20 protein-coding genes are annotated in these 24,799 nt (G+C 74.1%); 8 read left to right on the forward strand and 12 right to left on the reverse strand.

What is annotated here, in order from left to right:
- Nucleotides 1–8: 8 nt before the first annotated feature.
- Nucleotides 9–707 (forward strand): copper homeostasis protein CutC, encoded by a 699-nt coding sequence (locus DXZ73_RS25540; protein WP_116213389.1) that lies wholly within the window; start codon nucleotides 9–11, stop codon nucleotides 705–707.
- A 20-nt stretch (nucleotides 708–727) separates the two neighbouring features.
- Here DXZ73_RS25540 and DXZ73_RS25545 read toward each other — a convergent pair whose 3' ends face one another.
- Complete coding sequence (locus DXZ73_RS25545) at nucleotides 728–2,785, reverse strand: HelD family protein (protein WP_240351482.1); 2,058 nt, start codon at nucleotides 2,783–2,785, stop codon at nucleotides 728–730.
- Between the two features lie 280 nt (nucleotides 2,786–3,065).
- On the opposite strand from DXZ73_RS25545, the gene DXZ73_RS38350 reads away from it, so the two are divergent.
- Nucleotides 3,066–3,209, forward strand: a complete 144-nt coding sequence (locus DXZ73_RS38350; protein ID WP_162890327.1) for a hypothetical protein — start codon at nucleotides 3,066–3,068, stop codon at nucleotides 3,207–3,209.
- Between the two features lie 123 nt (nucleotides 3,210–3,332).
- On the opposite strand, the gene DXZ73_RS25550 is transcribed toward DXZ73_RS38350, so the two are convergent.
- Together DXZ73_RS25550 and DXZ73_RS25555 are read right to left on the reverse strand one after the other, a co-directional pair.
- Entirely contained in the window at nucleotides 3,333–4,982 is a 1,650-nt protein-coding gene (locus tag DXZ73_RS25550) for a DNA repair helicase XPB (RefSeq protein WP_116213390.1), read from the reverse strand.
- A gap of 201 nt (nucleotides 4,983–5,183) precedes the next feature.
- Nucleotides 5,184–7,685, reverse strand: coding sequence for a helicase-associated domain-containing protein (locus DXZ73_RS25555; protein ID WP_116213391.1), 2,502 nt, complete (start codon nucleotides 7,683–7,685; stop codon nucleotides 5,184–5,186).
- Between the two features lie 209 nt (nucleotides 7,686–7,894).
- Here DXZ73_RS25555 and DXZ73_RS25560 point away from each other — a divergent pair, with 209 nt between their 5' ends.
- Complete coding sequence (locus DXZ73_RS25560) at nucleotides 7,895–8,797, forward strand: hypothetical protein (protein WP_116213392.1); 903 nt, start codon at nucleotides 7,895–7,897, stop codon at nucleotides 8,795–8,797.
- Nucleotides 8,798–8,810: 13 nt separating this feature from the next.
- Here the strand turns inward: DXZ73_RS25560 and DXZ73_RS25565 are convergent, their stop codons facing one another.
- Genes DXZ73_RS25565 through DXZ73_RS25575 form a run of 3 tightly spaced genes read right to left on the reverse strand, consistent with a single transcriptional unit; the run spans nucleotide 8,811 to nucleotide 11,730 of the window.
- Nucleotides 8,811–9,650 (reverse strand): ABC transporter ATP-binding protein, encoded by an 840-nt coding sequence (locus tag DXZ73_RS25565; RefSeq protein ID WP_240351483.1) that lies wholly within the window; start codon nucleotides 9,648–9,650, stop codon nucleotides 8,811–8,813.
- Nucleotides 9,647–10,699 carry a FecCD family ABC transporter permease gene (locus tag DXZ73_RS25570; protein WP_116213393.1) on the reverse strand — a complete coding sequence of 351 codons (1,053 nt, stop codon included), beginning with the start codon at nucleotides 10,697–10,699 and terminating at the stop codon, nucleotides 9,647–9,649. Before DXZ73_RS25570 ends, DXZ73_RS25565 begins: the two co-directional genes overlap by 4 nt.
- On the reverse strand, nucleotides 10,696–11,730 hold the full coding sequence (locus DXZ73_RS25575; protein ID WP_116213394.1) for a FecCD family ABC transporter permease: 1,035 nt from the start codon (nucleotides 11,728–11,730) through the stop codon (nucleotides 10,696–10,698). The genes DXZ73_RS25570 and DXZ73_RS25575 overlap by 4 nt, the downstream gene beginning before the upstream one ends.
- Before the next feature lie 72 nt (nucleotides 11,731–11,802).
- On the opposite strand from DXZ73_RS25575, the gene DXZ73_RS25580 reads away from it, so the two are divergent.
- The gene (locus tag DXZ73_RS25580) at nucleotides 11,803–12,504 is read left to right on the forward strand and encodes an HAD family hydrolase (RefSeq protein ID WP_425315863.1); all 702 of its coding nucleotides are present in this window, start codon (nucleotides 11,803–11,805) and stop codon (nucleotides 12,502–12,504) included.
- Here DXZ73_RS25580 and DXZ73_RS25585 read toward each other — a convergent pair.
- Complete coding sequence (locus DXZ73_RS25585) at nucleotides 12,435–12,719, reverse strand: hypothetical protein (RefSeq protein ID WP_116213396.1); 285 nt, start codon at nucleotides 12,717–12,719, stop codon at nucleotides 12,435–12,437. The two genes, DXZ73_RS25580 and DXZ73_RS25585, sit on opposite strands and share 70 nt — an antisense overlap.
- 207 nt (nucleotides 12,720–12,926) lie before the next feature.
- On the opposite strand from DXZ73_RS25585, the gene DXZ73_RS40125 reads away from it, so the two are divergent.
- The gene (locus DXZ73_RS40125) at nucleotides 12,927–13,310 is read left to right on the forward strand and encodes a cold-shock protein (RefSeq protein ID WP_116213397.1); all 384 of its coding nucleotides are present in this window, start codon (nucleotides 12,927–12,929) and stop codon (nucleotides 13,308–13,310) included.
- A 42-nt stretch (nucleotides 13,311–13,352) separates the two neighbouring features.
- Here DXZ73_RS40125 and DXZ73_RS25595 read toward each other — a convergent pair whose 3' ends face one another.
- From DXZ73_RS25595 to DXZ73_RS25610, 4 genes are read right to left on the reverse strand one after another with little or no spacing between them, the layout of a single operon-like run.
- Entirely contained in the window at nucleotides 13,353–14,204 is an 852-nt protein-coding gene (locus DXZ73_RS25595; RefSeq protein ID WP_116213398.1) for a 1,4-dihydroxy-6-naphthoate synthase, read from the reverse strand.
- Nucleotides 14,201–15,070: a futalosine hydrolase gene (locus DXZ73_RS25600; protein ID WP_116213399.1), complete on the reverse strand. Its 870-nt coding sequence runs from the start codon at nucleotides 15,068–15,070 to the stop codon at nucleotides 14,201–14,203. Before DXZ73_RS25600 ends, DXZ73_RS25595 begins: the two co-directional genes overlap by 4 nt.
- A 20-nt stretch (nucleotides 15,071–15,090) precedes the next feature.
- Nucleotides 15,091–15,558 (reverse strand): DUF2771 domain-containing protein, encoded by a 468-nt coding sequence (locus tag DXZ73_RS25605; RefSeq protein WP_116213400.1) that lies wholly within the window; start codon nucleotides 15,556–15,558, stop codon nucleotides 15,091–15,093.
- Nucleotides 15,559–15,584: 26 nt separating this feature from the next.
- The gene (locus DXZ73_RS25610) at nucleotides 15,585–17,018 is read right to left on the reverse strand and encodes an MFS transporter (protein ID WP_116215848.1); all 1,434 of its coding nucleotides are present in this window, start codon (nucleotides 17,016–17,018) and stop codon (nucleotides 15,585–15,587) included.
- A 340-nt stretch (nucleotides 17,019–17,358) separates the two neighbouring features.
- Between DXZ73_RS25610 and DXZ73_RS25615 the strand changes: the two genes are divergently transcribed.
- The 3 genes from DXZ73_RS25615 (at nucleotide 17,359) to DXZ73_RS25625 (ending at nucleotide 22,188) form a co-directional block, all read left to right on the forward strand.
- Nucleotides 17,359–18,261 (forward strand): DUF3027 domain-containing protein, encoded by a 903-nt coding sequence (locus tag DXZ73_RS25615; protein WP_116213401.1) that lies wholly within the window; start codon nucleotides 17,359–17,361, stop codon nucleotides 18,259–18,261.
- A 304-nt stretch (nucleotides 18,262–18,565) separates the two neighbouring features.
- Nucleotides 18,566–21,715, forward strand: coding sequence for a sacsin N-terminal ATP-binding-like domain-containing protein (locus DXZ73_RS25620; RefSeq protein ID WP_240351484.1), 3,150 nt, complete (start codon nucleotides 18,566–18,568; stop codon nucleotides 21,713–21,715).
- 281 nt (nucleotides 21,716–21,996) lie between these two features.
- Nucleotides 21,997–22,188 (forward strand): DUF1059 domain-containing protein, encoded by a 192-nt coding sequence (locus DXZ73_RS25625; RefSeq protein ID WP_116213402.1) that lies wholly within the window; start codon nucleotides 21,997–21,999, stop codon nucleotides 22,186–22,188.
- A gap of 11 nt (nucleotides 22,189–22,199) precedes the next feature.
- On the opposite strand, the gene DXZ73_RS25630 is transcribed toward DXZ73_RS25625, so the two are convergent.
- Nucleotides 22,200–24,569: an HAD-IC family P-type ATPase gene (locus DXZ73_RS25630; RefSeq protein WP_116213403.1), complete on the reverse strand. Its 2,370-nt coding sequence runs from the start codon at nucleotides 24,567–24,569 to the stop codon at nucleotides 22,200–22,202.
- Nucleotides 24,570–24,799: the final 230 nt, after the last annotated feature.

Consider the following 24,799-nt stretch of genomic DNA (forward strand, 5'->3'; position numbering starts at 1 on the left):
TGTGTTACATGTCTAGACCAATTCTTGAGGTCATCGCGCTCACCCCCGAGGACGCGGTGGCGGCCCAGGCCGGAGGGGCGGACCGCCTCGAACTGGTCACCGACATGGCCGCGGACGGCCTCACCCCCTCCGTCGGGACGTTCGCCGCCGTCCGGGCGGCCGTCTCCCTCCCCGTGCGCGTCATGCTGCGCGCCGCCGACGGCTTCTCCGCCGGGACCGCCGCCGAGCTCTCCGCCCTGTGCGAGTCCGCCCGGGCGCTGGCCGCGGAAGGCGCGGACGAGTTCGTCCTCGGCTTCCTGACCGACGACGGCCGCGCCGACCTCACCGCCGTCGCCGCCCTCGCCGAGGCGGTCGGGCCGCGCGCCCGCTGGACCTTCCACCGCGCCATCGACCGCGCCGCGGACCGGGACGCGCTGCGCAAGCAGCTCGTCGACTTCCCCGGCCTCGACACCTACCTGACCGCCGGCTCCGCCTCCGGTGTCGACGACGGCATCGCCACGCTGCTCGCCGAGGCCGGACGCTCGGACGACCCCGGCTACGAACCGCGCATCCTGGTCGGCGGCGGGCTCCAGCTCAAGCATGTGCCGGTGCTCCTGGGCGCGGGCATCACGGGCTTCCACATCGGGGGCGCGGCCCGGCCCTCGGGGTGGGAGGGCGGGGTTTCCCCGGAGGCGGTCGCGATCTGGCGGGAGGCCGTGGGCGGCTGAGGCCGCACCCGCGGAACGGGCTAGGCCAACGCCCCCGGCAGCGGCGAGGCGTGAAGCACCGTCAGACCGGAGACCGCCCGCGTCAGCGCCACGTACAGCCGGCGCAACCCCGTCCTCTCGTCCGGTTCCCCCGACACCACGGCCTCCGGCTCGTCCAGCACGACGTAGTCGTACTCGAGACCCTTCGCCAGCGTCGCCGGGACCAGCGTCAGCCGGGCCGAATCGCTCGTCTCCTCGCCGGGGGCGAGGAAGGGCAGTCCGGCGGCGGCCAGGGCGGAGGCGAGGGCGGGGATGCGCGAGTCGGCCGCGATCAGGCCGATCGAGCCCTCGTGCGCGAGGGACGCGCGACAGGCGGCCACCACCGTGGCGTCGAGGGAGCCGGCCGGCACGGACCGTACGGAGAAGTCGCCCGCGGCCTCGCGCACGGACGTCGCCTCGCTGAGCTCCGGCGCGATGGCGGGCAGGAGGCGGGACGCGTAGGCGATGACCTCCCGGGGCACGCGGAAGCCCTGGGTGAGCTCCTCGACGGAGGCGTCCGGCTTGCCCAGGTGGGTGAGGGCCTCGGTCCAACTGCGGGTGGCCCAGGGGGTCGTGCCCTGGGCGAGGTCGCCGAGGATCGTCGCGGAGCCGGTCGTGCAGCGGCGGCCGACGGCGCGGTACTGCATGGGGGAGAGGTCCTGCGCCTCGTCGAGGACGACGTGTCCGAGCGAGGACGTGCGGGCGACGAGGTCGGACGCCTCGTCGATCAACACGGCGTCCGCGGAGGACCACTTGGCCGAGCGGACGCTCCGGGCGGGCCGGTCCATGAGGATCTCCGCCTGCTCCTCCGGGGTGAGGACGCCGTCCGCGTGCTCGGCCAGGAAGTCCGCGTCGGAGAGCAGCCGCAGCACGAGCTTCGCCGGGTCGACCTGCGGCCAGACGGTCTTGACGGTGGCCTTCACGGCCGCGTTGCGGGCCACGGCGTCCTGCACGCGGTCGTCGGGCGCCTCACCGGCGGCCTCCATCCGCACGAGCACGGCGTGGGCGATGCGCTGCGGCAGGGCGTCGCGGGCGGCGCCGTAGCGGATGTCGCGGGCGAGCAGCTCGCGGACGATCTCCTCGATCTCGTACGCCGGGACCCGCCACCGCCGCGAACCGCGCACGACCACGAGCGGCTCCACCGGCATCGTCACGCCGGACCGCACGGCCCGCCGCAGCACCTCGGCCATGCGGGCGTCGCCCTTGACACAGGCGGCGGCGGGGGAGTCGGTGCCGCGGACCTCGACGTGGGCGACGAGGTCGTCGACGGTGGCCTGGGCGACGTTCAACTCGCCCAGGGCGGGCAGAACCTGCTCGATGTAGTGCAGGAAGGACCGGTTCGGGCCGATGACCAGCGTGCCGGTGCGGGCGAGCCGCTCGCGGTGGGCGTAGAGCAGATAGGCGACACGGTGCAGGCCGACGGCGGTCTTGCCGGTGCCCGGGGCGCCCTGGACGCACACGGTGCCGCCGATGCCCGCGCGGACGATCTCGTCCTGCTCCGGCTGGATCGTGGCGACGATGTCCCGCATCGGGCCGACGCGCGGCCGCTCGATCTCGGACTGGAGGAGCCGGCTCGCCTGCTCGGCGCCCGCGGTGTCGGTGAGGTCCTCGTCCTCGTACGCCGTCAACTCGCCGCCGGTGTAACCGAACCGGCGGCGCGTACGGACGCCCATCGGGTCCTTCTTGGACGCCCGGTAGAACGGCTGGGAGACGGGCGCGCGCCAGTCGATCACCATCGGATCGCCGTCGGCGTCGTGGACGTGACGGCGGCCGATATAGAACCGCTCGCCCTCCGCGCCCTCCGCCTGATCGGCGCCGGGCGCGTGCAGATAGTCGAGGCGGCCGAAGAAGAGGGGGGTGTGCGCGAGGTCCGCGAGGGCGGTGATGCGCTCGTCGATCTGGCGTTGCAGGACCGCGGCGTTGACCCAGTTCGCGGTCACGTCCTTGATGTCCAGGGACTCGACGTCGGCGCGCATCGCGCGCAGCGCTGCCCGGGACGAGGAGAGGTGGGCGCGCTCGCGGGAGAGGGGGTCGTTCGCGTTCGTTGCATGCGCGGGCACGGCAGGGCCTCCGGGAGAGTGCTGTGGACGAGCGGGGACCCGCCGGTTTCCGTCCGGACGGGGGCGCTCCCGGGGCGGCGGGAGGCGGCAAGACGGGCGATTGTAGTCAGCGGCGAACCGCCGGGCGAATGGTTTTTTCGACCATGACCCCGGCCCTTCTCAGGGTCGCCGTCCCACTTCCGTAGGGGGCGGCATGCGCCTTGGGTCGTACAGAGCCGCAGGTGCGGTTACACCGGCAGGTCGATGTGGCGGAGGGCCGCCGGGAACCATCATGGAGGACATGACCACCGCATCCGTCACCCAGGACACGACGCCCTTCTCCTTCGCCCAGGCGCTCCGAGCGATCAAGGTTTTCGCCGGTGCGGCCGTCAGTGTGGTGCTGCTCGGCGAGACCAGCGACAAACCGGCCGTCCGAGCGGTCTGATTTCGGCGCAAGCGGGTGCGGGTCCGTTGCCCGGGGCTCCGCCCCGGACCCCGAAGCACGCTTCGCGCGCAGGGCGCCCCCGCCGCTGGGGGCACCTCTGGGGGGCAACGAACCCGCAGTCGGCTACGCGTCCTCGCCCGCCAGCAACGAGTCCGCATCCATGATCCGGTACGCATATCCCTGCTCCGCCAGGAACCGCTGGCGGTGTGCCGCGAAGTCCTGGTCGACCGTGTCGCGCGCCACCACCGAGTAGAAGCGCGCCTCATGGCCGTCCGCCTTCGGCCGCAGGACGCGGCCGAGGCGCTGCGCCTCCTCCTGGCGGGAGCCGAACGTGCCGGAGACCTGGATGGCGACCGTCGCCTCGGGCAGGTCGATGGAGAAGTTGGCGACCTTCGAAACCACCAGGACGCTCAGCTCGCCCTGGCGGAACGCGTCGAAGAGCTTCTCGCGCTGGGCGTTGGTCGTCTCGCCCTTGATGACGGGCGCGCCCAGGTGCTCGCCCAGCTCGTCGAGCTGGTCGATGTACTGGCCGATGACCAGCGTCTGCTCGCCCTGATGCTTGGCGACCAGCGCCTCGGTGACCTTCCGCTTGGTGGCGGTGGTCGCGCAGTAGCGGTACTTCTCCTCCGCCTCGGCCGTCGCGTACGCCAGCCGCTCGCTGTCCGTCAGGTTGACGCGGACCTCGACGCAGTCGGCGGGCGCGATGTAGCCCTGCGCCTCGATCTCCTTCCACGGCGCGTCGAAGCGCTTCGGGCCGATGAGGGAGAAGACGTCCGACTCGCGGCCGTCCTCGCGCACGAGCGTGGCGGTCAGCCCGAGGCGGCGGCGCGCCTGGAGGTCGGCGGTGAACTTGAAGACCGGCGCGGGCAGCAGGTGCACCTCGTCGTAGACGACCAGGCCCCAGTCGCGCGAGTCGAAGAGCTCCAGGTGCGGGTAGATGCCCTTCCGCTTCGTCGTCAGGACCTGGTACGTGGCGATGGTGACCGGGCGGATCTCCTTGCGCGTGCCGCTGTACTCACCGATCTCGTCCTCGGTCAGCGACGTCCGCTTGACCAGTTCGTGCTTCCACTGCCGCGCGGAGACGGTGTTGGTCACCAGGATCAGCGTCGTGGCCTTCGCCTGGGCCATCGCGCCCGCGCCGACGAGCGTCTTGCCCGCGCCGCAGGGCAGCACGACGACGCCGGAGCCGCCGTGCCAGAAGCCCTCGACGGCCTGCTTCTGGTACGGGCGCAGGGCCCAGCCGTCCTCGTTCAGCTCGATGGGGTGCGCCTCGCCGTCGACGTAGCCCGCGAGGTCCTCGGCGGGCCAGCCGAGCTTCAGCAGCGTCTGCTTGATCTGGCCGCGCTCGGAGGGGTGCACCGCCACCGTGTCCGGGTCGATCCGGGCGCCGACCAGCGGCTGGATCTTCTTCGACCGCAGGATCTCCTCCAGCACCGGCCGGTCCGTGCACTCCAGGACCAGGCCGTGCGTGGGGTGCTTCACGAGCTTGAGCCGCCCGTAGCGGGCCATGGTCTCGGCGATGTCGACGAGCAGGGCGTGCGGCACGGGATAGCGGGAAAAGGCGACCAGGGCGTCGACGACCTGCTCCGCGTCGTGCCCGGCCGCCCGGGCGTTCCACAGGCCGAGCGGGGTGACCCGGTAGGTGTGAATGTGCTCCGGCGCGCGCTCCAGCTCCGCGAACGGGGCGATCGCGCGGCGGCATGCGTCTGCCTGGTCGTGGTCCACTTCCAGCAGCAACGTCTTGTCGCTCTGGACGATCAGGGGTCCGTTCAACGCTTCACCCATTTCTTTCGGCCAAACGTCCAGTGTGCCTGATCGCTGCGCTCGGCCGGGCGGGGTTGGGTGCGCTTTTCTCTTCGGGGTGCCCGTTGCCGCCTGCGGCGGAGCGCCCTGCGGGCGCGTCCTCAATCGCCGGACGGGCTTGATTTCGCGGACCGTAGCCTGCGAAATCAAGCCCGTCCGGCGAGGACAGCGTTACGCCGGGTCGTCCGCCAGTTCCGCCGCGCCCGTGATGCGGTGCAAGGGGAACGTGCGGACCTCGTCCGCCGTGTGGTCGTACGCGGTGACGAAGCCGCCCTCGACCCGTACCGGTGCGATGACGCGCTGGCTGGCCGCGCCCTCCGCGTTGACGTAGCCGATCCATACCGGCGTGCCGGTGAGGACGGCCGCCTGCACGGCGGCCAGCGTGTCCGCGGACGTGGTGCGCGGCAGGCCGCCGGGGGCGGGGCCGGCGGAGGCCACCGGTTTGCGTTCGGCGGTCGCCGCCATGTCGCCCGCGCGGATGGCCCGTACGGCCGCGCCCAGCAGCGTCGCGTCGGGTGCGGGCGGGCCCTCGGGGACGGGGGCCGGGGCCGTGCGCGGCGGGGTGCGGTGCGCGTCGGCGCGGGAGATCAGCACGTCGCCCTCGGCGGACTCCGCGGCGGGCGCGTAGCCCATGTCGCGCAGGCCCGCGAGGAGCGCGTCGGGGGCCGCCTGCGCGGCCAGCACCGTCGGGGCGAGGCGGCGCAGCCGCAGCGGTGCGGAGCGGCGGTCGGCGAGGATCTCGGCGAGTACCGCCTCGTCGTCGCAGCGGAGGTAGGAGGAGGCCGCGCCCACCCGCAGATGGCCGTGGCGGCGGGCGATGTCGTCGATGAGATAGGCGAGCGGCTGCGGCACGGGAGTGCGCGAGTGGCCGGTGAGGAACGCCTTGAGGTCGTCGGCGGTCCGCCCGGCGTCCAGGGCCCGCCGTACGGAGGCGGGGGTGAAGCGGTAGACCGTGGCCCCGCCCTTGGACTCGATGTCGGCGAGCACGCCCAGCGTCTGCGCGAGCGGCCGGACGAGCGGGCCGGGGGCGACGGCCGTGAGGTCGGCCTGGAGCAGGATGTGGTCGAGCGGTTCGGGCAGCAGCGGGGCGAGCAGGGCCGCGGCCCGTACGCCCGCGGCGCCCAGCTCCGCGTCGGTCGGCGGCCGCCACGCGGCCCGTACCCCGTCCGCCTCGGAGGCGGGGAGCAGGGCGCGGCCGTGGGCGGAGAGCGCGCCGCGGTTGATGACGCCGAGCAGCTCGGCCTCGGTGACCGTCCAGCGGGCGAGGCGGGTGCGGAGGTCCTCTTCCGGGCCGGTGGTGGCGCGCGGCGGGCGCTCCCAGTGCAGCCGGGCCAGGAGGGTGTCCGGGGTGACGGAGGCGCCCGGCGGCAGGGTCGCGAGGAGCGCGAGGACGCGGTGGCGGACCTCGGGGGCCGGGCCGCGGTCGAGGTCGGGTCCGAGCGCGGCGAGCGTACGGGCCTTGGCGTCCCGGCCGCCGACGAGCCCCGCGGCGCGGGTGGCGGCGAGCCAGGCGGTGGCCAGCCGGGTCCAGCGCTGTTCGGTGGGCAGCTGGAGCCAGTCGTCGTAGGCGGGGGTCGGGGCGTACCGCTCGTCGACCTCGCCGTCGGAGGCGAGCAGCCCGGCCGCGTACGCCAGCTCCGCCCAGAACGCGGTCATCGGCTCCGTGGTGTCGAGGACGGCCGCCGCGCGCTTGAGGTCGCGCACGCTGAGGCCGCCCGCGCGCAGCACCGGCGGGCCGCCGGTCTCCCACTCCTTGAGCAGCTCCTCGACGGTCGCCAGCGCCGTGAACGCCTGCCCGGCCGCCGTCGCGTCCACCGTCCGCTCCGCGTGCTCGGTCACCGGCGCGAGCCCGGGTGCCACCGGCTCGGGCGTACGGTGCGCGCGCCCGGCGCGCAGGTGCAGGGCCACCTCGCGGGGCAGCACCACATTGCCGGGCCCGGCCGACAGCAGCAGGCCGCGGTCCAGCAGCCAGCGCAGGTGCGGGGCGGGGTGGGCGGTGACCGTGCCGTACGGCGGGCCCCACAGCAGCTTGCCGAGCACGGCCGTAGCGTCGGCGGGGGCCGCGTCGAGCAGCGCCGCCATGCGCGTACGGTCCTCGAACAGCTCGGTCAGCGCGCCGACGGCCGTCACCGGATCGTGCGTCGCGGGCAGCCCGGCCGCCGCGATGATCTGCTGGATCCGGCCCGGCGACATGCCGGCCGTGGCCTCCGCGACGGACGGGCCGAGGCCGGTGGGGGAGGGGTGCGCGGCGCTGGGCGCGAGCAGCTCGCGGGCCGTGCGCACCAGGCGCAGCCGGTCCTCGCCGCCCCACACCAGGGCCTGGTCGCGCAGTGTCGCCACGGCCCGCGGCAGCTCGCGCGCGACCCGTGGGTCGGTGCGCTCGTCGCCGCCCATCAGCGCGTCCAGCGTGGCGTACGGACAGGGGTCCGGGGCCACCGCGAGCGCCTCCGCGACCTGCAGCGCGAACCGGTCCAGCCGCTCCAGCGCGCGGACGACGGACGCGCGGGTGCCGGCGCGGGTCGCCAGCTGCGTGAGGTCGCCGGGCATGGGATTGATGAGATCCGGCCGGGCGAGGAGGAGGGCGGCGAGGGCGTCGTCGGGCCGGCCGCGCAGCTCCTCCGCGAGGGTTCGGGGGGCGCCGGTGGTGCTGGTGGGACGGCGCGGGGTGGTCATTCTGCTTACGGTACCCGTCCGCTGCGCTTTGCTGCTTGGTGTGCGGGTTGCTGTGCGCGGTCGGGTGCGGTCCGCGGCGCCTGCGGCGGGCGGCCTCAATCGCCGGCCGGGCTGAATGTGCCGCACGTAGGCCGCAACCTGCCGCAAAACCCACCGGCCACCCCGAAGGGGACGGTACCTTCGGGGAAGGAGCGGTCTTAGGGGATTCGGTGGGGATCGAGAGCGATCAGCTTGTTTTTGACTACCTGAGCCGAGTCGGCGACATCGCGCAACGCACCGCGCTGACCTCCGCCGACCGCATGCGGCTCGTCTCGCGGCTGCGTACGGAGATCGAGCGCCGCAGATCGTCCGAGGGCGCGGACAGCCCCGCCGCCGTGCAGCGCATCCTGTCCGGGCTCGGTACCCCGGACGAGGCCGTCGCGGACGCGAACGGCTTCGTCACCGCCGAGAGTGGCAGGGTCCCGGCGCAGCGCCGTGAGGACGAGCCCGTCCGGACCGTGCCCACGGTGACACCGCCGCATCTCGCGACCCCGGAGGAGCTGAGCCCCTCCGGGGAGGTGCCGGACTGGTGGCGGGTGGACCCGGGGCCGTTCGGCAAGGGGGAGGCGGTCCACGGGTTCGTCGGCGGGATCGAGATCCCCGAGATACTGAAGCCACCGTCCCGCGAGCCGGTGGAGGCGGCGCCGTCCGAGGCCGCCCCGGCGGAGCCGGAAGAGGAGGCGGAGGAGGCCGAGGAGACCCGGCGCCGCCCCAGCCTGCTGCGCCGCCCGGACGGGGAGCCCGTCAGCGTGCTGCTGCTCCTGGTGGCCCTGGTGCTGCTGGTGGGCGCGGTGCTGGGCAACTGGTTCGTGCTCGCCGGGGGGTGGGCGCTGGCCTACCTCACGCGCAAGCTCTCGCACACCGAGTCGCAGTGGGCGGTCATGGGCGTGCCGGGCCTGACGCTCGCGGCCTGGGCGGTCTGGCTGTGGGGCCGCACGGAGGGCCGCTGGGGCGCTCCCGTCCCGGAGGGCGGCCTGGGCGCGGCCCTGTCGGACTCCTGGCCCTGGACCATCCGCGCGGCGGCCGTCGCCTCGGCGCTGTACGTGGTCTGGCGCTCCCGCCGCCCTGGATAGCGGTGCGGCGCCGTCAGTCCCCCGCGCCCCAAGGACGGCCCGCCACCACCAGAGGGCTGCCCGTCACCGGGTCCGGGACCACGACCGACTCCAGGCCGAAGACGTCCCGTACGAGATCCGCCGTCACGATGTCCGACGGCGCGCCCTGGGCCACGATCCGGCCCGACTTCATCGCTATCAGGTGGTCCGCGTAGCGCGCGGCCTGGTTGAGGTCGTGGAGGACCGCGACGACCGTGCGGCCGCGCTCGTGGTTGAGGCGGCGGCAGAGGTCGAGGACCTCCACCTGGTGGGAGATGTCCAGGTATGTGGTGGGCTCGTCGAGGAGCAGCAGGTCCGTCTCCTGGGCGAGGGCCATCGCGATCCAGACGCGCTGCCGCTGCCCGCCGGAGAGTTCGTCGACGGAGCGCTCGGCGAGGGCGGCCGTGTCGGTGCGGGTCATCGCCTCGGTGACGGCGTGTTCGTCGGCGTCGGACCACTGCTGCCACCAGCGCTGGTGCGGCTGGCGGCCGCGGGAGACGAGGTCGGCGACGGTGATGGCCTCGGGGGCGACAGGGCTCTGCGGCAGCAGGCCGAGGGACCGGGCGATGGCGCGGGTGGGTATCCGGGCCAGTTCGGTGCCGTCGAGGAGCACGGAGCCGCGGGCCGGTTTGAGGAGGCGTCCGAGGGCCCGCAGCAGGGTCGACTTGCCGCAGGCGTTGGGGCCGACGATGACGGTGACGGCGCCGTCCGGGATGTCCACGTCGAGGCCGTCGACGACGGTGCGGTCCTCGTAGGCGAGGGTCAGGTCGCGGGCGCTGAGCCGGGCCGGGCGCCGACCGGTCCCGGTCCCGGTCTCGATATCGGTCTCGGTCACGCTTTTCCTCCGGTGCGGCCCCTGATGATGAGCCAGATCAGATAGGGGGCGCCGACGGCGGCGGTCAGGACGCCCACGGGCAGCTGCGTCGGTTCGAAGAGCTTGCGGCCGAGCAGGTCCGCGACGACCACGATGACCGCGCCGGTCAGCGCCGAGGAGAGCAGGGGGATCTGGGCCGTGCGGGTCATCCGGCGGGCCAGCTGCGGGGCGAGCAGGGCGACGAAGTCGACGGGCCCGGCGGCGCCGGTGGCGATGGAGGCCAGTACGACGCCGAGGAGGGCGAGGCCGAGCCGGACCCGGCCCAGCCGGATGCCGAGCGCGGTCGCGGTGTCGTCGTCCATCGACACGGTGCGCTGCGCGCGGGCCGCCCAGCAGACGAAGGGCGTGAGCAGGAGCAGCGCCCAGGTCACGGGGACGGCCTCGTCCCAGCCGCGGTCGGCGAGCGAGCCGGTCATCCACACCTTGGCCTGCTGGGCGACCAGGTAGTCGCCCTTGGTCATGAAGAGGTTGGTGACCGAGCGCAGCGCGACCGCGAAGCCGATGCCGATGAGGACGAAGCGGGTGGCGTGCAGCCCGCCGCGCCAGGCGAAGACGTAGACGAGGGCGGCCGCGAGCAGGCCGCCGGCGACGGACAGGTAGGGGAGGTACGCGTACGAGGTGACGCCGAAGGTCAGCGCGCCCACCGTCAGCGCGCTCGCGCCCTGGGTGACGCCGATGATGTCGGGGCTGGCCAGGGGGTTGCGGGAGACGGTCTGGATCAGCGCCCCGGCCACCCCGAAGGCCGCGCCGACGAGCAGGCCCACGGTCATCCGGGGGAGCCGGAAGGTGCCGACGGTCAGCTCGTCCGGCGAGGGCTGCCCGAGGACGACCTTCAGGGCCTCGGAGGGCGCCACGTAGGACTGGGCCGCGCACAGGTACGTCAGGCACGCGGCGGCCAGCAGCAGGGTCAGGGCGAGGGCGACGGCGGTGGCCCGCCGGTGCACGAGGAAGGAGGCGCGTCCGGCGCGTACGAGGGTGTACCCGGCGGGGCGGGCGAGGGAGAGCGTCACGCGGCCACCGCCTTCTTGCGGCGGACGAGCGCGATCAGGAACGGCACCCCGATGAGCGCCGTCATCACGCCCGAGGGGACCTCGCTCGGCGGGAAGACGATCCGGCCGACCGTGTCGGCGACGAGCAGCATCACGGGTCCGACGAGGGCGGCCATGGGCAGCAGCCAGCGGTGGTCGGTGCCGACGATCGCGCGGGCGATGTGCGGGACGGCGAGGCCGACGAAGGCGATCGGCCCGGCCGCGGCGACGCCGACGCCGACGAGGATCGTCGCGCCGATGCCGCCGACGATCCGTACGGTGGCGACGTTCTGGCCGAGGCCCTTGGCGACGTCCTCGCCGAGCGCGAGCGCGTCGAGGCCGCGGGCCACGCTCGCCACCAGCACCACGCCGACCAGCAGGAAGGGCCAGATCTGGGCCGCGATCCCGGTGTCCTGGCTTGGCAGCGAGCCGACCTGCCAGAACCGGAAGCGGTCCAGGACGGCGGCGTGGGTGGTGAGGACGGCGTGCACGACGGACAGCAGCAGCGCGTTGATCGCGGCTCCGGCCAGCGCCAGCTTCACGGGGGTGGCGCCGCCGCGGCCGCGCGCGGCGACGGCGTAGACGGCGACGGAGGCGAGGGCCGCGCCCGCGAAGGCCCACCACACATAGCCGGAGAGGGTCTGCACCCCGGCGAGGGTCATCGCGAGGACGACGCCCAGCGAGGCGCCGTGGCTGATGCCGAGGATGCCGGGGTCGGCGATGGGGTTGCGGGTGATGCCCTGAAGAACCGTTCCGGCGATGGCGAGTGCCGCGCCGACCATCAGCCCGACGACGGTACGGGGCAGCCGCATGTCGCGCACGACGGCGGTGGCCTTCCCCGGGGTGCCGTACCAGAGCGCGTCGAGGACCTGGGACGGCGCGGTGGCGCGGGCGCCCACGGCGAGGCTGAGCAGCACCGCCGCCAGCAGGGCGACGACCGCGGCCGCCGTCCAGCCGACGCGGCGCCGGACCCGTGGGGATCGGGGGCTGCTGATCGGGACGGCGGCTGACATCGCTTCCACTTCGTGGCTGGTACCGGGGGAAGTTAGGCGAGGCTAAGTGTACGGGTCGGGCATCACGGCAGAATGTGGGGCATGACCTTGCGTACGCGGCCCCCGCACCGCCCCCGGTTCACGGTCGGCTTCGACCTCGACCTGACCCTGGTCGACTCCGTCCCGGGCATCAGGGCCGCGTACGAGTCGCTGGCCGCCTCGACGGGCACGTACATCGACGTCGGCCTGGTGTGCAGCAGGCTGGGGCCGCCGCTGGAGCAGGAGCTGGCCCACTGGTTCCCCGCGGACCGGGTCGCCGCGGCCGCCGACGCCTACCGCGCGGTCTACCCCGCGCTCGCGATCGGGGCGTCACCCGCCATGCCGGGCGCGCACGAGGCGCTCGACGCCGTGCGCGAGCTGGGCGGGCGGTCGGTCGTCGTCACCGCGAAGTACGAGCGCAACGCCCGGCTCCACCTCGACCACCTCGGCCTCGCCCCCGACGCCCTCGTCGGCGACCTCTGGGCGGAGGGCAAGGCGACGGCGCTGCGCGCGCACGGCGCGGTGGTCTACGTCGGCGACCACACCGGGGACGTGCGCGGGGCGCGTACGGCGGGTGCGCTGTCCGTAGCGGTGGCGACGGGTCCGTGTGACGAGGAGGAACTGCGCGCCGCCGGGGCGGATGTGCTCCTCGCCGACCTCACGGCCTTCCCCGGCTGGCTGCGCGGCTACCGCGGCGAGGCGGCCGTGCCGGACACCGCGCCGGAGATCGCCGCCGACAGCGAGGCGCGCGCCTGACGGCGCTGCGCCGCGACGGAACGCAGCACCCCGGCGGCCGCGATCAGGAATCCGACCCCCATCAGCATGCAGACGAAGTACGCTGCCGACGGCAGCGGATCGGCGCCCAGGAACAGCGGGGCGACCGTCGCCAGGGTGGCCACCGCGCCTACGAGAAAGACGATGGCGCCGATGCGTACCAGCAGATCCCCGTCCCGGGGAGTTTCGCTACTCACCTGACCAGGGTAGATCCATAGCCGACGGCGTGGAGGCACGGTCGCCCCCGGCGCCGTACGGAAAAGGACGTCTTGTCACCGGGCCCGGGACCATTAGCCTTGGGGGGAGCGGGTCTTACGACCCGCTGTAGTGCTATCAAGAGCCGTTTTTCCGTTGATTGCAGACGTTTTCCGTATTTCCGACGAGACACGAGGACGAGGACAGACGTGCCTACCGGCAAGGTCAAGTGGTTCAACAGTGAGAAGGGCTTCGGCTTTCTCTCCCGCGACGACGGCGGAGACGTCTTCGTGCACTCCTCGGTGCTCCCGGACGGGGTGGACGTCCTCAAGCCCGGACAGCGGGTGGAATTCGGTGTCGTGGCCGGCCAGCGCGGCGACCAGGCGCTCACCGTGACGCTCCTCGACCCCGCCCCGTCGGTCGCGGCCGCACAGCGCCGCAAGCCCGACGAGCTGGCGTCGATCGTCCAGGACCTCACCACGCTCCTGGAGAACGTCACCCAGCAGCTGGAGCGCGGCCGTTACCCCGACAAGGCCCATGGTTCGAAGATCGCCGGGATGCTGCGGGCGGTGGCCGACCAGCTGGACGTCTGACCACCGCTTCTCTTTGAAGGAGTTCGCAGGAAGTGCGAACCGTCAGGCGAACTCCAGTGCCTCCGGGCCGAGGGGCGGCACCAGCCCCTCGGCCGCGGCGCGGGTCAGCAGCCCGCGCACCGCGGCATAGCCGGCCTCGCCGAGGCCGGCGGTGAACTCGTTGACGTAGAGCCCGATGTGCTGGTCGGCGACCGCCGGGTCCATCTCCTGGGCGTGCTCCAGCACATACGGCCGGGAGACCTCCGGGTCGTCCCAGGCCATCTGCACGGACGTCCGTGCCGCCTGCGCCAGTTCGCGCAGCCTGGCCGCGCCCAGCGAGCGCTTGGCGATGATCGCGCCGAGCGGGATCGGCAGCCCCGTCGTCGACTCCCAGTGCTGCCCCATGTCGGCCAGGCAGTCGAGCCCGTACTGCTGGTAGGTGAACCGCGCCTCGTGGATGACGAGTCCGGCGTCCACCTTGCCGTCCCGGACGGCCGGCATGATCTCGTGGAACGGCATGACGACGACCTCGCCGACCCCGCCCGGCACCTCCGTCGCGGCCCATAGCCGGAACAGCAGATAGGCCGTCGAGCGCTCGCTCGGCACGGCGATCGTCTTCCCGGCCAGACCGGCGGCCTCGCCCGGCTCGCGGGTCAGCACCAGCGGGCCGCAGCCCCGGCCGAGGGCGCCGCCGCACGGCAGTAGCGCGTACTCCTCCAGGACCCAGGGCAGCACCGCGTACGACACCTTCAGCACGTCGAACTCGCCGCGCTCGGCCATGCCGTTGGTGATGTCGATGTCGGCGAAGGTGACATCGAGGGCGGGTGCGCCGGGGACGCGGCCGTGCGCCCAGGCGTCGAAGACGAAGGTGTCGTTGGGGCAGGGCGAATAGGCGATCTTGAGCGGTTCACTCACGGGGTCCTCCTCGCGTGCGGTGACGGTGCTGCGGAGGCCGGCGCGCCCTGAGGGTCCGTGGGCCGGCCGTCGTGAAGGTCGTGCGGGCCGGGCGCGGCGTGCGGGAAGACCTCGGCACCCGCTTCCGCGAGGGCCCCGGGCAGCACCGTGAACGCGTCCGCGAGCGCCGCGAGCGCGTCACCGATGCGCCACGCGGCGCGGTCGCGCGGGCCGACGGGGTTGGAGACCGCGCGGAGCTCCAGCACCGGCACCCCGTGCGCGGCGGCGGCCTCGGCCACGCCGAAGCCCTCCATGGCCTCGATCAGCGCGCCGGGGCGCAGCGCGATCAGCGCGCGGGCCCGCTCGGCGGAACCCGTCACCGTCGACACGGTCAGCACCTCGCCGCGGCGCGCGCCGGTCGCGCGGGCCACGGCCCGTACGAGCGGCTCGGGCGGGAGGTGTTCCACGGTCCCGAAGCCCAGCTCGGTGACCGGGAGGAAGCCGTCGGGCGTCTCGGCGCCCAGGTCCGCGGCGACGATCGCGTCGGACACGACGAGGGAACCCACCGGGGCGTCCGCCGCCGCGCCCGTGAAGCCGCCGCCGATGCCCGCCGAGACCACCAGGTCGTACGGGCTGCCGGAGACCGCCGCGGCCGTCAGGGCGGTCGCGGCACCCGCGGCAGCGGCGGCGGGGCCGACACCGGCGGCCAGCGCGTCGACGACCAGCGGGAAGGGACCGGCCGCAGTGGCCGTGCGGTGCAGGACGAAGCCCGGCACGGCCCGCTCCACGGTCTCCGCGGGGCCGCCGGCCGGGGCGGTGGCCCCTGCCGTGCCTCGGGTGACCGCGTCACGTTCGGCCGCGACGGCGGTGACGACGAGTACGCGCATCAGCGGGGGCCTCCGGGCCGTCAGTCCTTGTCGAGCTCGAGCTTGACGCTCCACACACCGTTCTTGCTGACGACCGACAGGACCGTGGACTTGTCCAGGGTGCCCATCTGCTGGTTGTAGAAGAGCTGGTCGCCGTTGAGCGAGGTGTAGGTCTGCTTCGTCTGGTTGGAGCGCGGCTGGTTGCCGGCCACCAGGAACCAGCTCTCCTCAGCGATCTTGGGCTCGACGCCCACGCGGATCTTGTCGCCCTGCTTCACCTTGATGCTCTTGACCGACTTGTCGGCCAGGCACTTCTGGAGAGCGGCCTCGTCGAGCGTCTTGCTCTCGTCGAAGCACGCGGCCTCGGTGGTCACCGTGGTGGTGCCGACGGTCACCGTTGCCAGGGGCGTCGGCTTGTCGCAGGCGGAAAGGGCGACGAGGCCGAAGGCGACGGCGCCGACAGCGGCAGCGGCACGTCGGCGCTTGCCCTGGAAAAACGCATCGGTCATGCGCGCAGGCTATCGGGCCCGCCTCGTCACGCCACGCGCGGGTGCGGCGAGCCGCGCCGGGCCGCCGTCAGCAGGCCCCGTACGGCAGTGGCCACGCCCAGCGCGAGGACCCCGGCGGCCACCGCCATGCCCAGGGTGCCGTTGAGCGGCAGCAGGATGCCGATCGCCCCGCCGACCACCCAGCACATCTGGAGCAGCGTCTCGGAACGGGCGAACGCCGACGTCCGCACCTCCTCCGGAACGTCCCGCTGGATCAGCGAGTCCAGCGACTGCTTGCCCAGCGCCTGCGCGATGCCCGCGACGGCCGCCACGACCGCCACGAAGAAGGCGCTGAAGAAGGCCGCCGCGGCGACCGTCGCCCCCAGGGACAGCGTCAGCACCAGCGCGATCGTCTTCTCCGGGCCGCGGGAGCGCAGCAGCGCGCCGATCGCCGTGCCCAGGGCGTTGCCGCCGCCCGCCGCGACCGCCACGATGCCCAGCGAGAACGCCGGGCTCAGCCCCCCGATCGGGTGTACGCGCAGCAGGAAGGCCAGGAAGAAGGTGAGGAAGCCGGACAGCATGCGCATCGCGCTGTTGGCCTGCAGGGCGTGCAGGACCGAGCTGCCCACGGTGCGCAGACCGGGCCGGGGGGCCTTGGAGCTCTTCCGCTGCCGCTTCGGGGCGCCCTTGCGCCGTACGGCGCCGCGGTGCCGTTCGAGCGCGGGCCGCAGGTGGGGGCGGTGCTCGCCCGAGACCAGCTGCGCCCGCGCCTCGCCCTTCGAGGAGTCCACCTTGTGCGGCAGCGAGAACGACAGCAGCGTGCCCCCGACGAACACGACGAACGCCCCGTACAGCGGCCACTGCGGCCCCAGCTGATGCAGCCCCGCACCCAGCGGGGCCGCCACACCCGTGGCCAGCAGCCCGCCGAGCGTCACTCTCGAATTGGCCTTCACCAAGGAGATGCGCGGTGGCAGCAGCCGGGGCACCACCGCCGACCGCACCACGCCGTACGCCTTCGACGCCACCAGTACGCCCAGCGCCGCCGGATACAGCTCGAGACCGCCGCTCGCCACCGCGCCCGACATCATCAGCGCCAGCACCGCCCGCGTGATCATCGCGCCCGCCATCGCCGCCCGGCGGCCGTGCGGCAGCCGGTCCAGCAGCGGGCCGATCACCGGGGCCAGGAGGGTGAACGGCGCCATCGTGACCGCCAGGTACAGCGCCACCCGCCCGCGCGCCTGGTCCGTGGGCACCGAGAAGAACACCGTCGACGCCAGCGCCACCGTGATCAGCATGTCGCCCGCCGAGTGCACGGCGTGCAGCTCGATCAGTTTGCCCAGCCCCGACTCGCCCGCGCCGTGCGCGTGCGTGGCCTTGCGGACGCCCCGCGCCGCCCATGCGAACGGGCTGCGCAACACGCGGCCGGCGCCCCGGGCCGTACGGCGGAGCGGACCGCCTTCGGCTGACCGGATGGCTCCCACCACGCCATACTGCCCCAACTGCCACGGGGCGTGGCACTTTCGGTACTTCCGCGGGGCGTGCCAGGCGCCCTCACCGGCAGCCCGTCGGGGGGCTCGCCGAAGCCCGGGTATCCCCCGGGTGTCCTGGCGGGGTAGCGTGCGTAGCGCGCCACCGGTGGTCGTTCTTGGCCGCGCACCGAGTCTGGATCCCGCAGAATGGGAGTGACTAGGTGCGCCCGAGGCCGTTCGGGCGCGGACGTCGACGCGGTCCTCCGGTCCGCTCCGTCCGCCGACCCGGCCGTTCGGCTGGCGCACTCGTGAGACGGCGTGGAAGAGAGAATCGATTCTTGTGAGTGCTGCGATGCGAAGCCGTACCCCGGACCGCCTGTGCGCCGAGGCGGTCGAACTCGCCCGTACGGCCGCTGAGGAAGCGGCGCTGCCGGGCATGGTCGGCGACCACGTCGAGGTCGTCGCCGACGGGGACCGCGTCGTCACCCACTACTTCGCCTGCGAGGACCCCGGCTACCGCGGCTGGCGCTGGGCCGTCACCGTCGCCCGCGCCTCCCGCGCCAAGGCCGTCACCCTCGACGAGACCGTCCTGCTGCCCGGCCCCGACGCCCTGCTGGCCCCCGAGTGGGTCCCCTGGAGCGAGCGGCTGCGCCCCGGTGACATGGGCCCCGGCGACCTGCTGCCCACCGAGGCCGACGACCTCCGCCTGGAGCCCGGCTGGACCGGCGAGGACACCCCGCCGCCGAACTCCGCCCTCGCCGAGGAGATGGACCGCCTCGCCGAGGCCGAGGACGCCGACGTCACCGTCGGTTCCCCCGCCGTCCAGGCCGTGCCCCCCGCCCGTGGCTCCATCGCCGCCGTCGCCGAGGAGCTCGGCATGCGGCGCGCGCGCGTCCTCTCCCGCTACGGCCTCTACTCCGCGGCCGACCGCTGGGACGAGTCCCACGGCGCGAAGACCCCCATGGCCCAGGCCGCCCCGGCGTCCTGCGTCAGCTGTGGCTTCCTGGTCCGGCTCGGCGGCTCCCTCGGGCAGGCGTTCGGCATCTGCGCGAACGAGTTCGGGCCCGCGGACGGCCATGTCGTGTCGCTCGCGTACGGCTGCGGCGGGCACTCCGAGGCGGCGGTCATGCCGAAGGCTCCGCGGCCCTCGCTTCCGGTGATCGACGAGACGCTGGTGGATCCTTTGCAGCTGCATCCGGTGCGGCAGGGCTCTGTCGAGCCCGACGGCCCGGACGAGGAGCTCGGTCACTCGTAGCCGCGGCTCTGTCCGCGCCTGCGGCGCGGCGCCCCGCGGGCCCGCCCCCTCTGCCGGCGGGCGGCCTCGGCGTCGCCGACGGTGAGTCGGCGGCACCGGAAAGTCCACCCTTCACCTTCGGCGTATCGAGTGGTGCGGGTGGGTGAAACCCGCCGCGGCAGCGGCGGGCGGACGGCGACGGCGGGGTCATGACCAGGCACCCTCATTAATGGGGTAATCCGATACCCGCAACCGCACCCGGCGGAAAGCGCGGAAGACGTAGCGGTACGTTCGGCCATACAACCCCCAAGGTCAGGGAGAACACGTGAGCGGCATCCGATCCGCGCCCCGCGAAGCCGACGGGACGGACCCGTTCGGGACCGCGCGGCTGCGACGCAACGCGCTGGACTCCTGGATCACCGCCCCCGCGCGGTTCCGGGAGGACGCCAACGCCGAGGAGGACCTGGTCCTCGGCGGTTACCGCGACCGCCTCGTCGTCGAGCTCGCCCAGAACGCCGCCGACGCCGCCGCCCGCGCCGGGGTGCGCGGCAGGCTGCGCCTGACCCTGCACCCCGCCACGGCCGGGGCGCCCGCCGTGCTGGCCGCCGCCAACACCGGTGCCCCGCTGGACTCCGCGGGCGTCGCGTCCCTGGCCACGCTGCGGGCCTCCGCGAAGCGGGACGACGCCCGGGAGGCGGTCGGCCGGTTCGGCGTGGGCTTCTCCGCGGTGCTGGCCGTCAGTGACGAGCCCGCCGTCGTCGGCCGCTCCGGCGGCGTCCGCTGGTCCCTCGCGGAGGCACAGGCCCTCGCCGCCGGGGCCGCCGCGGGCAACCGCGACCTCGCCGAGGAGATCCGCCGCCGCGACGGCCATGTGCCGCTGCTGCGGCTCCCGCTGCCCGCCGAGGGCTCCGCGCCCGACGGCTACGAGACCGTGGTCGTCCTCCCGCTGCGCGACGGCGCCGCCGAGGACCTGACCAGGCGTCTGCTGGCCGGGATCGACGACGCGTTGCTGCTGGCCCTGCCCGGCCTGGCCGAGGTCGTCGTGGAGATGCCCGGCGAGCCCGTACGCATCCTGGACCGGCGCGACGAGAGCCCGTACGTCCTCGTCCGCGACACCGCGCGCGGCGCCACGACCCGCTGGCGCGTCGAGCGCGCGGGCGGCCGGCTGGAACCGGAGCTGCTCGCCGACCGGCCGGTGGAGGAGAAGCTGCGCCCCCACTGGTCGCTGGCCTGGGCGGTGCCGGTGGGCCCGGACGGCGCGCCCGCACGGCCGGAGACCGCGCCCGTGCTGCACGCGCCCACCCCCACCGACGAGCCGCTGGGCCTGCCCGCGCTCCTCATCGCGACGTTCCCCCTCGAACCCACCCGCAGGCACACCGCCCCCGGCCCGCTGACGGACTTCCTCGTCGAGCGCGCCGCCGAGTCCTACACCGCGCTGCTGCGCGACTGGCAGCCCGTGTCCACCGGCACCCTCGACCTGGTCCCGTCGCCGCTGGCCAGCAGCGCCGTGGACGCGGAGGTGCGCCGCCAGGTCCTCGAGCAGCTGCCCCGCGTCGCCTTCCTGCCGCGCGCCGTGCGGCCCGCGGACGTGCCGGAGGAGGCGCGGGACGCGTACGCCCAGCCGCTGCGGCCCGTCGAGGCCGAGGTGGTGGAGGGCGCCGGGTCGGAGACCGCCGCCGTGCTCGGCGAGCTGTTCCCGAGCCTGCTGCCCGCCGGGCTCGAGCGCCGCCCCGAGCTGCGCGCCCTCGGTGTCACCCGGGTCCCGCTGGGCGAGGCCGTCGACCGCCTCGCGGGCGTCGAGCGCGAACCCTCGTGGTGGCGGCGGCTCTACGACAGCCTCGCCGGTGTCGACCCCGACCGGCTCAGCGGACTGCCCGTGCCCCTCGCCGGAGGAGGGCGTACGGCCATCGGCCCCCGGCAGGTCCTGCTGCCGCCGCCGGGCGGCACGGAGCGGCTGTCCAGGCTCGGCCTCAAGGTCGTCCACCCCGACGCCGCCCACCAGCTGCTGGAGAAGCTCGGCGCCACGCCCGCCTCGCCCCGCGCGATCCTGACGACCCCTCAGGTGCGGGCCGCCGTCGCCGGGTCGCTCGACGCCGACGAGATCTGGGACGAGGACACCCTCGACAGCGAGGCCCTCGCGGAGACCGTCCTCGCGCTCGTCCGCGACGCGAACCTCGCCCCCGGCGACGAGCCCTGGCTCGCCGCGCTCGCCCTGCCCGACGAGGACGGCGAGCCGGCCCCGGCCGGTGAACTCGTCCTGCCCGGCAGCCCCTTCGAGAGCGTCATCCGCCCCGGCGAGCTCGCCGCCTGCGACGCCGCGCTGGCCGAACGCTGGGGCGAGCAGCCGCTGGCCGCCGTGGGGGTGATGGCCACCTTCGCGCTCGTGCGCGCCACGGACGTCGTCCTCGACCCGGACGAACTGGAGCCGCGCGACACCGACTTCGCCGAGCCCGACGACGTCGGCCTGCTCGAAGCCGTCGACGTCTGGTGCGAGGACGTCCTGGACCAGCTGCCCGACACCTCCGTGCCGCCCGTCGCCACCGAGATCGTCGCCGTGCGCGACCTCGACCTCGTCGACGACGACGCCTGGCCGCGGGCGCTCGCGATGCTGGCGCAGCCGCCGCTGCGGGACGCGCTGACCGCGCCCGTGCGCGTCCTGCTGCCCGACGGCACGACCGAGTCAGTACGGCCCTACACCGCGTGGTGGCTGCGCGGCCACCCCGTCCTGGACGGCCGCAGGCCCGCCGGGCTGCGCGTCGCGGGCGGCGACCCGCTGCTGCGCGGGCTGTACGAACCGGCCGACGCGGCCGGCCTCGCCGACGACCAGGTGCTGCGGGCGCTGGGCGTGCGCACCTCCGTGGCCGCCCTCCTCGACGAGCCGGGCGGCGCCGCGGAGCTGCTCGCGCGGCTCGCCGACGAGGACCGCCCGGTCGACGCGGCCCAACTGCACGCCGTCTACGGCATCCTGGCCGAGCTCGACCCCGACCAGGTCACCCTGCCGGACGAGCTCCGCGCCGTCGTCGACGGCGAGGTCCGGGTCGTCGACGCCGCGGACGCGCTGGTCGCCGACGCCCCCGACGTGCTCCCGCTCGCGGCCGGGCGCCCGCTGCTGCCCGTACGGCCCGCGCGCGCCGCGGAGCTGGCGGAACTGCTCCAGGTGCGACGGCTGAGCGAGGTCTTCGCGGTGCGCGTCCCCGACGGCGAGGGCGCGCCGCGGAGCGTGCCCGAGGGCGTCCGCGCGCTGCTGCCGGGCGCGCCGGCCACGTACGTCGAGCACGAGGGGCTCGTCGTCGGCGGCGTCGAGCTCGACTGGTGCTACGGCCAGGACGGCGTGCTCCACGCGACGACGCTGGAGGGCGTGGCGGCGGGCCTCGCGTGGGCGTCCGGCGCGTGGTCCCGCCGCTTCGAGGCGGCGGCGTTGCTGGAGGACCTGTCCCGCACGACGGAATTGGCCCGGGCACGCTGGTTCGACTGAGGGTGCGTAAATCCAGCCCGTGGGGGCACCTCTGGGGGCACCCCCGGACGGAGTCTGGGGGAGGTAGCTGGGGGAGTTTGAGGACGCGCCCGCAGGGCGCTCCCGCCGCAGGCGGCAACGGACCGGCGGCCGGGGGTCTGGGGCACGCGCCCCAGTTTCGGGAAGGGGCGGGGTAGGGGAACAGAACCTCCGGGCCGCACCGGGAACGAGGGCCCAGGGCGGAGCCCAGGCCGCGCACCACCCCGATCTACCCTGGAAGAGGACCCACCCAGGAGGCCGTCATGACCAGAAAAGTCGCCGACTGCCGCAGATTCCCCAGCGAAACCAACTGCACGCTCACCATCACCGGCGAAGAGGACGAGGTCCTCGAAGCCGCCACCCAGCACGCCGTCTCCGTGCACAAGCACCAGGAAGGCCCCGAGCTGCGCGAGCAGATCAAGGAGTTCCTGGAGGACGAGAAGGCGAAGGCTTAAACGCCCGGACGTCAGGCGGGGAAGCGGCGTCCCACCAGGCGCCACACCAGCTCCAGCGCCACGGCCGCCACCGCGGAGATCGCGACGGCGGTCCACGGCATGGTCGTGCCCACCAGTTTCAGCGCGAAGAAGCGCTGGAGCCAGGGCGTGGCCAGTACGACGAGGAAGCCCAGGCCCATGGCGAGGACGAGGGCGATCCGCCACCACGTATAGGGCCGGGCGATGATCGCGAGGACCCACATCGAGATCAGGAACAGCGTCAGCGTCGCCACGCTGGTCTCGGCGGCGAGGGTGTCCGGCCCGGTGTAGTAGGCCCGGGAGATCAGATACGCGGCGAAGGTGGCCAGACCCGCGACCAGCCCCGCCGGGACGGCGTACCGCATCACCCGGCGCACGAAGTGCGGCCTGGCGCGCTCGGTGTTCGGGGCCAGGGCCAGGAAGAAGGCCGGTACGCCGATGGTGAGCGTCGACAGCAGGGTCAGATGGCGCGGCAGGAAGGGATACGGCACCCGGGAGCAGATGACGAGGATCGCCAGCAGCACGGAGTAGACGGTCTTGGTCAGGAAGAGCGTCGCGACCCGGGTGATGTTGCCGATGACCCGGCGCCCCTCGGCGACGACCGACGGCAGGGTGGCGAAGCTGTTGTTCAGCAGGACGATCTGGGCGACGGCCCGGGTCGCCTCGGAGCCGGAGCCCATGGAGACCCCGATGTCGGCGTCCTTGAGCGCCAGGACGTCGTTGACGCCGTCGCCGGTCATGGCGACGGTGTGGCCGCGGGACTGGAGGGCGGCGACCATGTCGCGCTTCTGCTGCGGGGAGACGCGGCCGAAGACGGCACCGGCCTCCAGGGCCTTGGCCATGGATTCCTTCTCGGCGGGCAGCCGGCGCGCGTCCACGGGGGCCTCCGCGCCGGGCAGGCCGAGCTTGGCGGCGACGGCGCCGACGGAGACGGCGTTGTCACCGGAGATGACCTTGGCGGAGACGTCCTGCCGGGCGAAGTAGCGCAGGGTCTCCCCGGCGTCGGGGCGCAGCCGCTGTTCGAGGACGACGAGGGCGGTGGGCCGTACGCCCTCGACGACGCGCGGGTCGTCGAGCTCGCGCTCGGCACGGGCCAGGAGCAGGACGCGCAGCCCCTGGGCGTTGAGCTGTTCGACGTCGGAAAGGGAGGGGTGGCCGTCCGGCAGCAGGACGTCGGGGGCGCCGAGGAGCCAGTTGCTGCTCTCGGCGTCGGGGCCGTTGAAGGCGGCGCCGCTGTACTTGCGGGCGGAGGAGAAGGGCAGCGACTCGGTGCAGCGCCAGCCCGAGCCGTCGGGGTAGGCGTCGATGATGGCCTGGAGACTGGCGTTGGGCCGGGGGTCGGACTCGCCGAGGGCGCCGAGCACCTGGCGTACGTACGCCTCGTCCGCGCTCTTCAGCAGCACCCGCAGCTCGCTCACGTCCATGCCGCCCTCGGTGAGGGTGCCGGTCTTGTCGAGGCAGACGGTGTCGACGCGGGCGAGGCCCTCGATCGCGGGCAGCTCCTGGACCAGGCACTGCTTCCGGCCCAGCCGGATCACGCCGATCGCGAAGGCGACGGAGGTCAGCAGCACCAGGCCCTCGGGGACCATCGGCACGATGCCGGCGACCATCCGCCGGACCGCCTCCCTCCAGTCGTGGTTCTGCACGACGAGCTGGCTGATGACGAGGCCGACGGCGGTCGGGAGCATCATCCACGTCACGTACTTGAGGATCTGGCTGATGCCGGTGCGCAGTTCGGAGTGGACGAGCGTGAAGCGGGACGCCTCCTCGGCGAGCTGGGCGGCGTACGCCTCGCGGCCGACCTTGGTGGCGGTGTGGGCACCGCCGCCGGCGACGACGAAGGACCCGGACATGACCTTGTCGCCCGGCTTCTTCAGCACGGGGTCGGCCTCGCCGGTGAGCAGCGACTCGTCGATCTCCAGCCCGTCGGCCTCCACGACCTCGCCGTCGACGACGCACTTGTCGCCGGGGCCCAGCTCGATGAGGTCGCCGAGGACGATCTCCCCGGTGGCGATCGCGATGGGCACGCCGTCGCGGCGGACGGTCGGCTTCGCCTCGCCGATCACGGCGAGGGAGTCGAGGGTCTTCTTCGCGCGGAGCTCCTGGATGATGCCGATCGCGGTGTTGGCGACGATCACGAAGCCGAAGAGGCCGTCCTGGATCGGCCCGACGACCAGGATGATCAGGAAGAGGACGCCGATGATGGCGTTGAAGCGGGTGAAGACGTTCGCCCGGACGATCTCCGCGGTCGAGCGCGAGGAGCGCACGGGGACGTCGTTGACCTCGCCTCTCGCCACGCGCTCGGCGACCTCGGCCTTGGTGAGGCCGGTGTGCGGTGCCGGGGGGTGGGCGGGATCGCTCATGAGTCCGACGGTACGGGCGGTTCGGCAGATCTACCCGCCGAACCGACCTTTCGGGCTGGGCTGAGCTCCGTTGCCGCCTGCGGCGGGAGCGGCCTGCGGCCGCGTCCTCAATCGCCGGACGGGCTGATTTCAGCCCGGCCGGCGTTTGAGGACAGCGCGCGAAGCGTGCTTCGGGGTCTGGGGCGGAGCCCCAGTTGCGGGAAGGGGCGGGGTGGGGAGAAGCCCGCCGC

It is taken from the genome of Streptoverticillium olivoreticuli subsp. olivoreticuli, assembly GCF_003391135.1.
GTDB classification, from domain to species: domain Bacteria; phylum Actinomycetota; class Actinomycetes; order Streptomycetales; family Streptomycetaceae; genus Streptomyces; species Streptomyces blastmyceticus.

Coding starts and splice junctions, on each gene's coding strand:
- DXZ73_RS25540 (WP_116213389.1), top strand. CDS start 9: ATGTCTAGACCAATTCTTGAGGTCATCGCGCTCACCCCCGAGGACGCG.
- DXZ73_RS38350 (WP_162890327.1), top strand. CDS start 3,066: ATGACCACCGCATCCGTCACCCAGGACACGACGCCCTTCTCCTTCGCC.
- DXZ73_RS25555 (WP_116213391.1), bottom strand. CDS start 7,685: ATGACCACCCCGCGCCGTCCCACCAGCACCACCGGCGCCCCCCGAACC.
- DXZ73_RS25575 (WP_116213394.1), bottom strand. CDS start 11,730: ATGTCAGCCGCCGTCCCGATCAGCAGCCCCCGATCCCCACGGGTCCGG.
- DXZ73_RS25580 (WP_425315863.1), top strand. CDS start 11,803: ATGTGGGGCATGACCTTGCGTACGCGGCCCCCGCACCGCCCCCGGTTC.
- DXZ73_RS25600 (WP_116213399.1), bottom strand. CDS start 15,070: ATGCGCGTACTCGTCGTCACCGCCGTCGCGGCCGAACGTGACGCGGTC.
- DXZ73_RS25605 (WP_116213400.1), bottom strand. CDS start 15,558: ATGACCGATGCGTTTTTCCAGGGCAAGCGCCGACGTGCCGCTGCCGCT.
- DXZ73_RS25615 (WP_116213401.1), top strand. CDS start 17,359: ATGCGAAGCCGTACCCCGGACCGCCTGTGCGCCGAGGCGGTCGAACTC.
- DXZ73_RS25625 (WP_116213402.1), top strand. CDS start 21,997: ATGACCAGAAAAGTCGCCGACTGCCGCAGATTCCCCAGCGAAACCAAC.
- DXZ73_RS25630 (WP_116213403.1), bottom strand. CDS start 24,569: ATGAGCGATCCCGCCCACCCCCCGGCACCGCACACCGGCCTCACCAAG.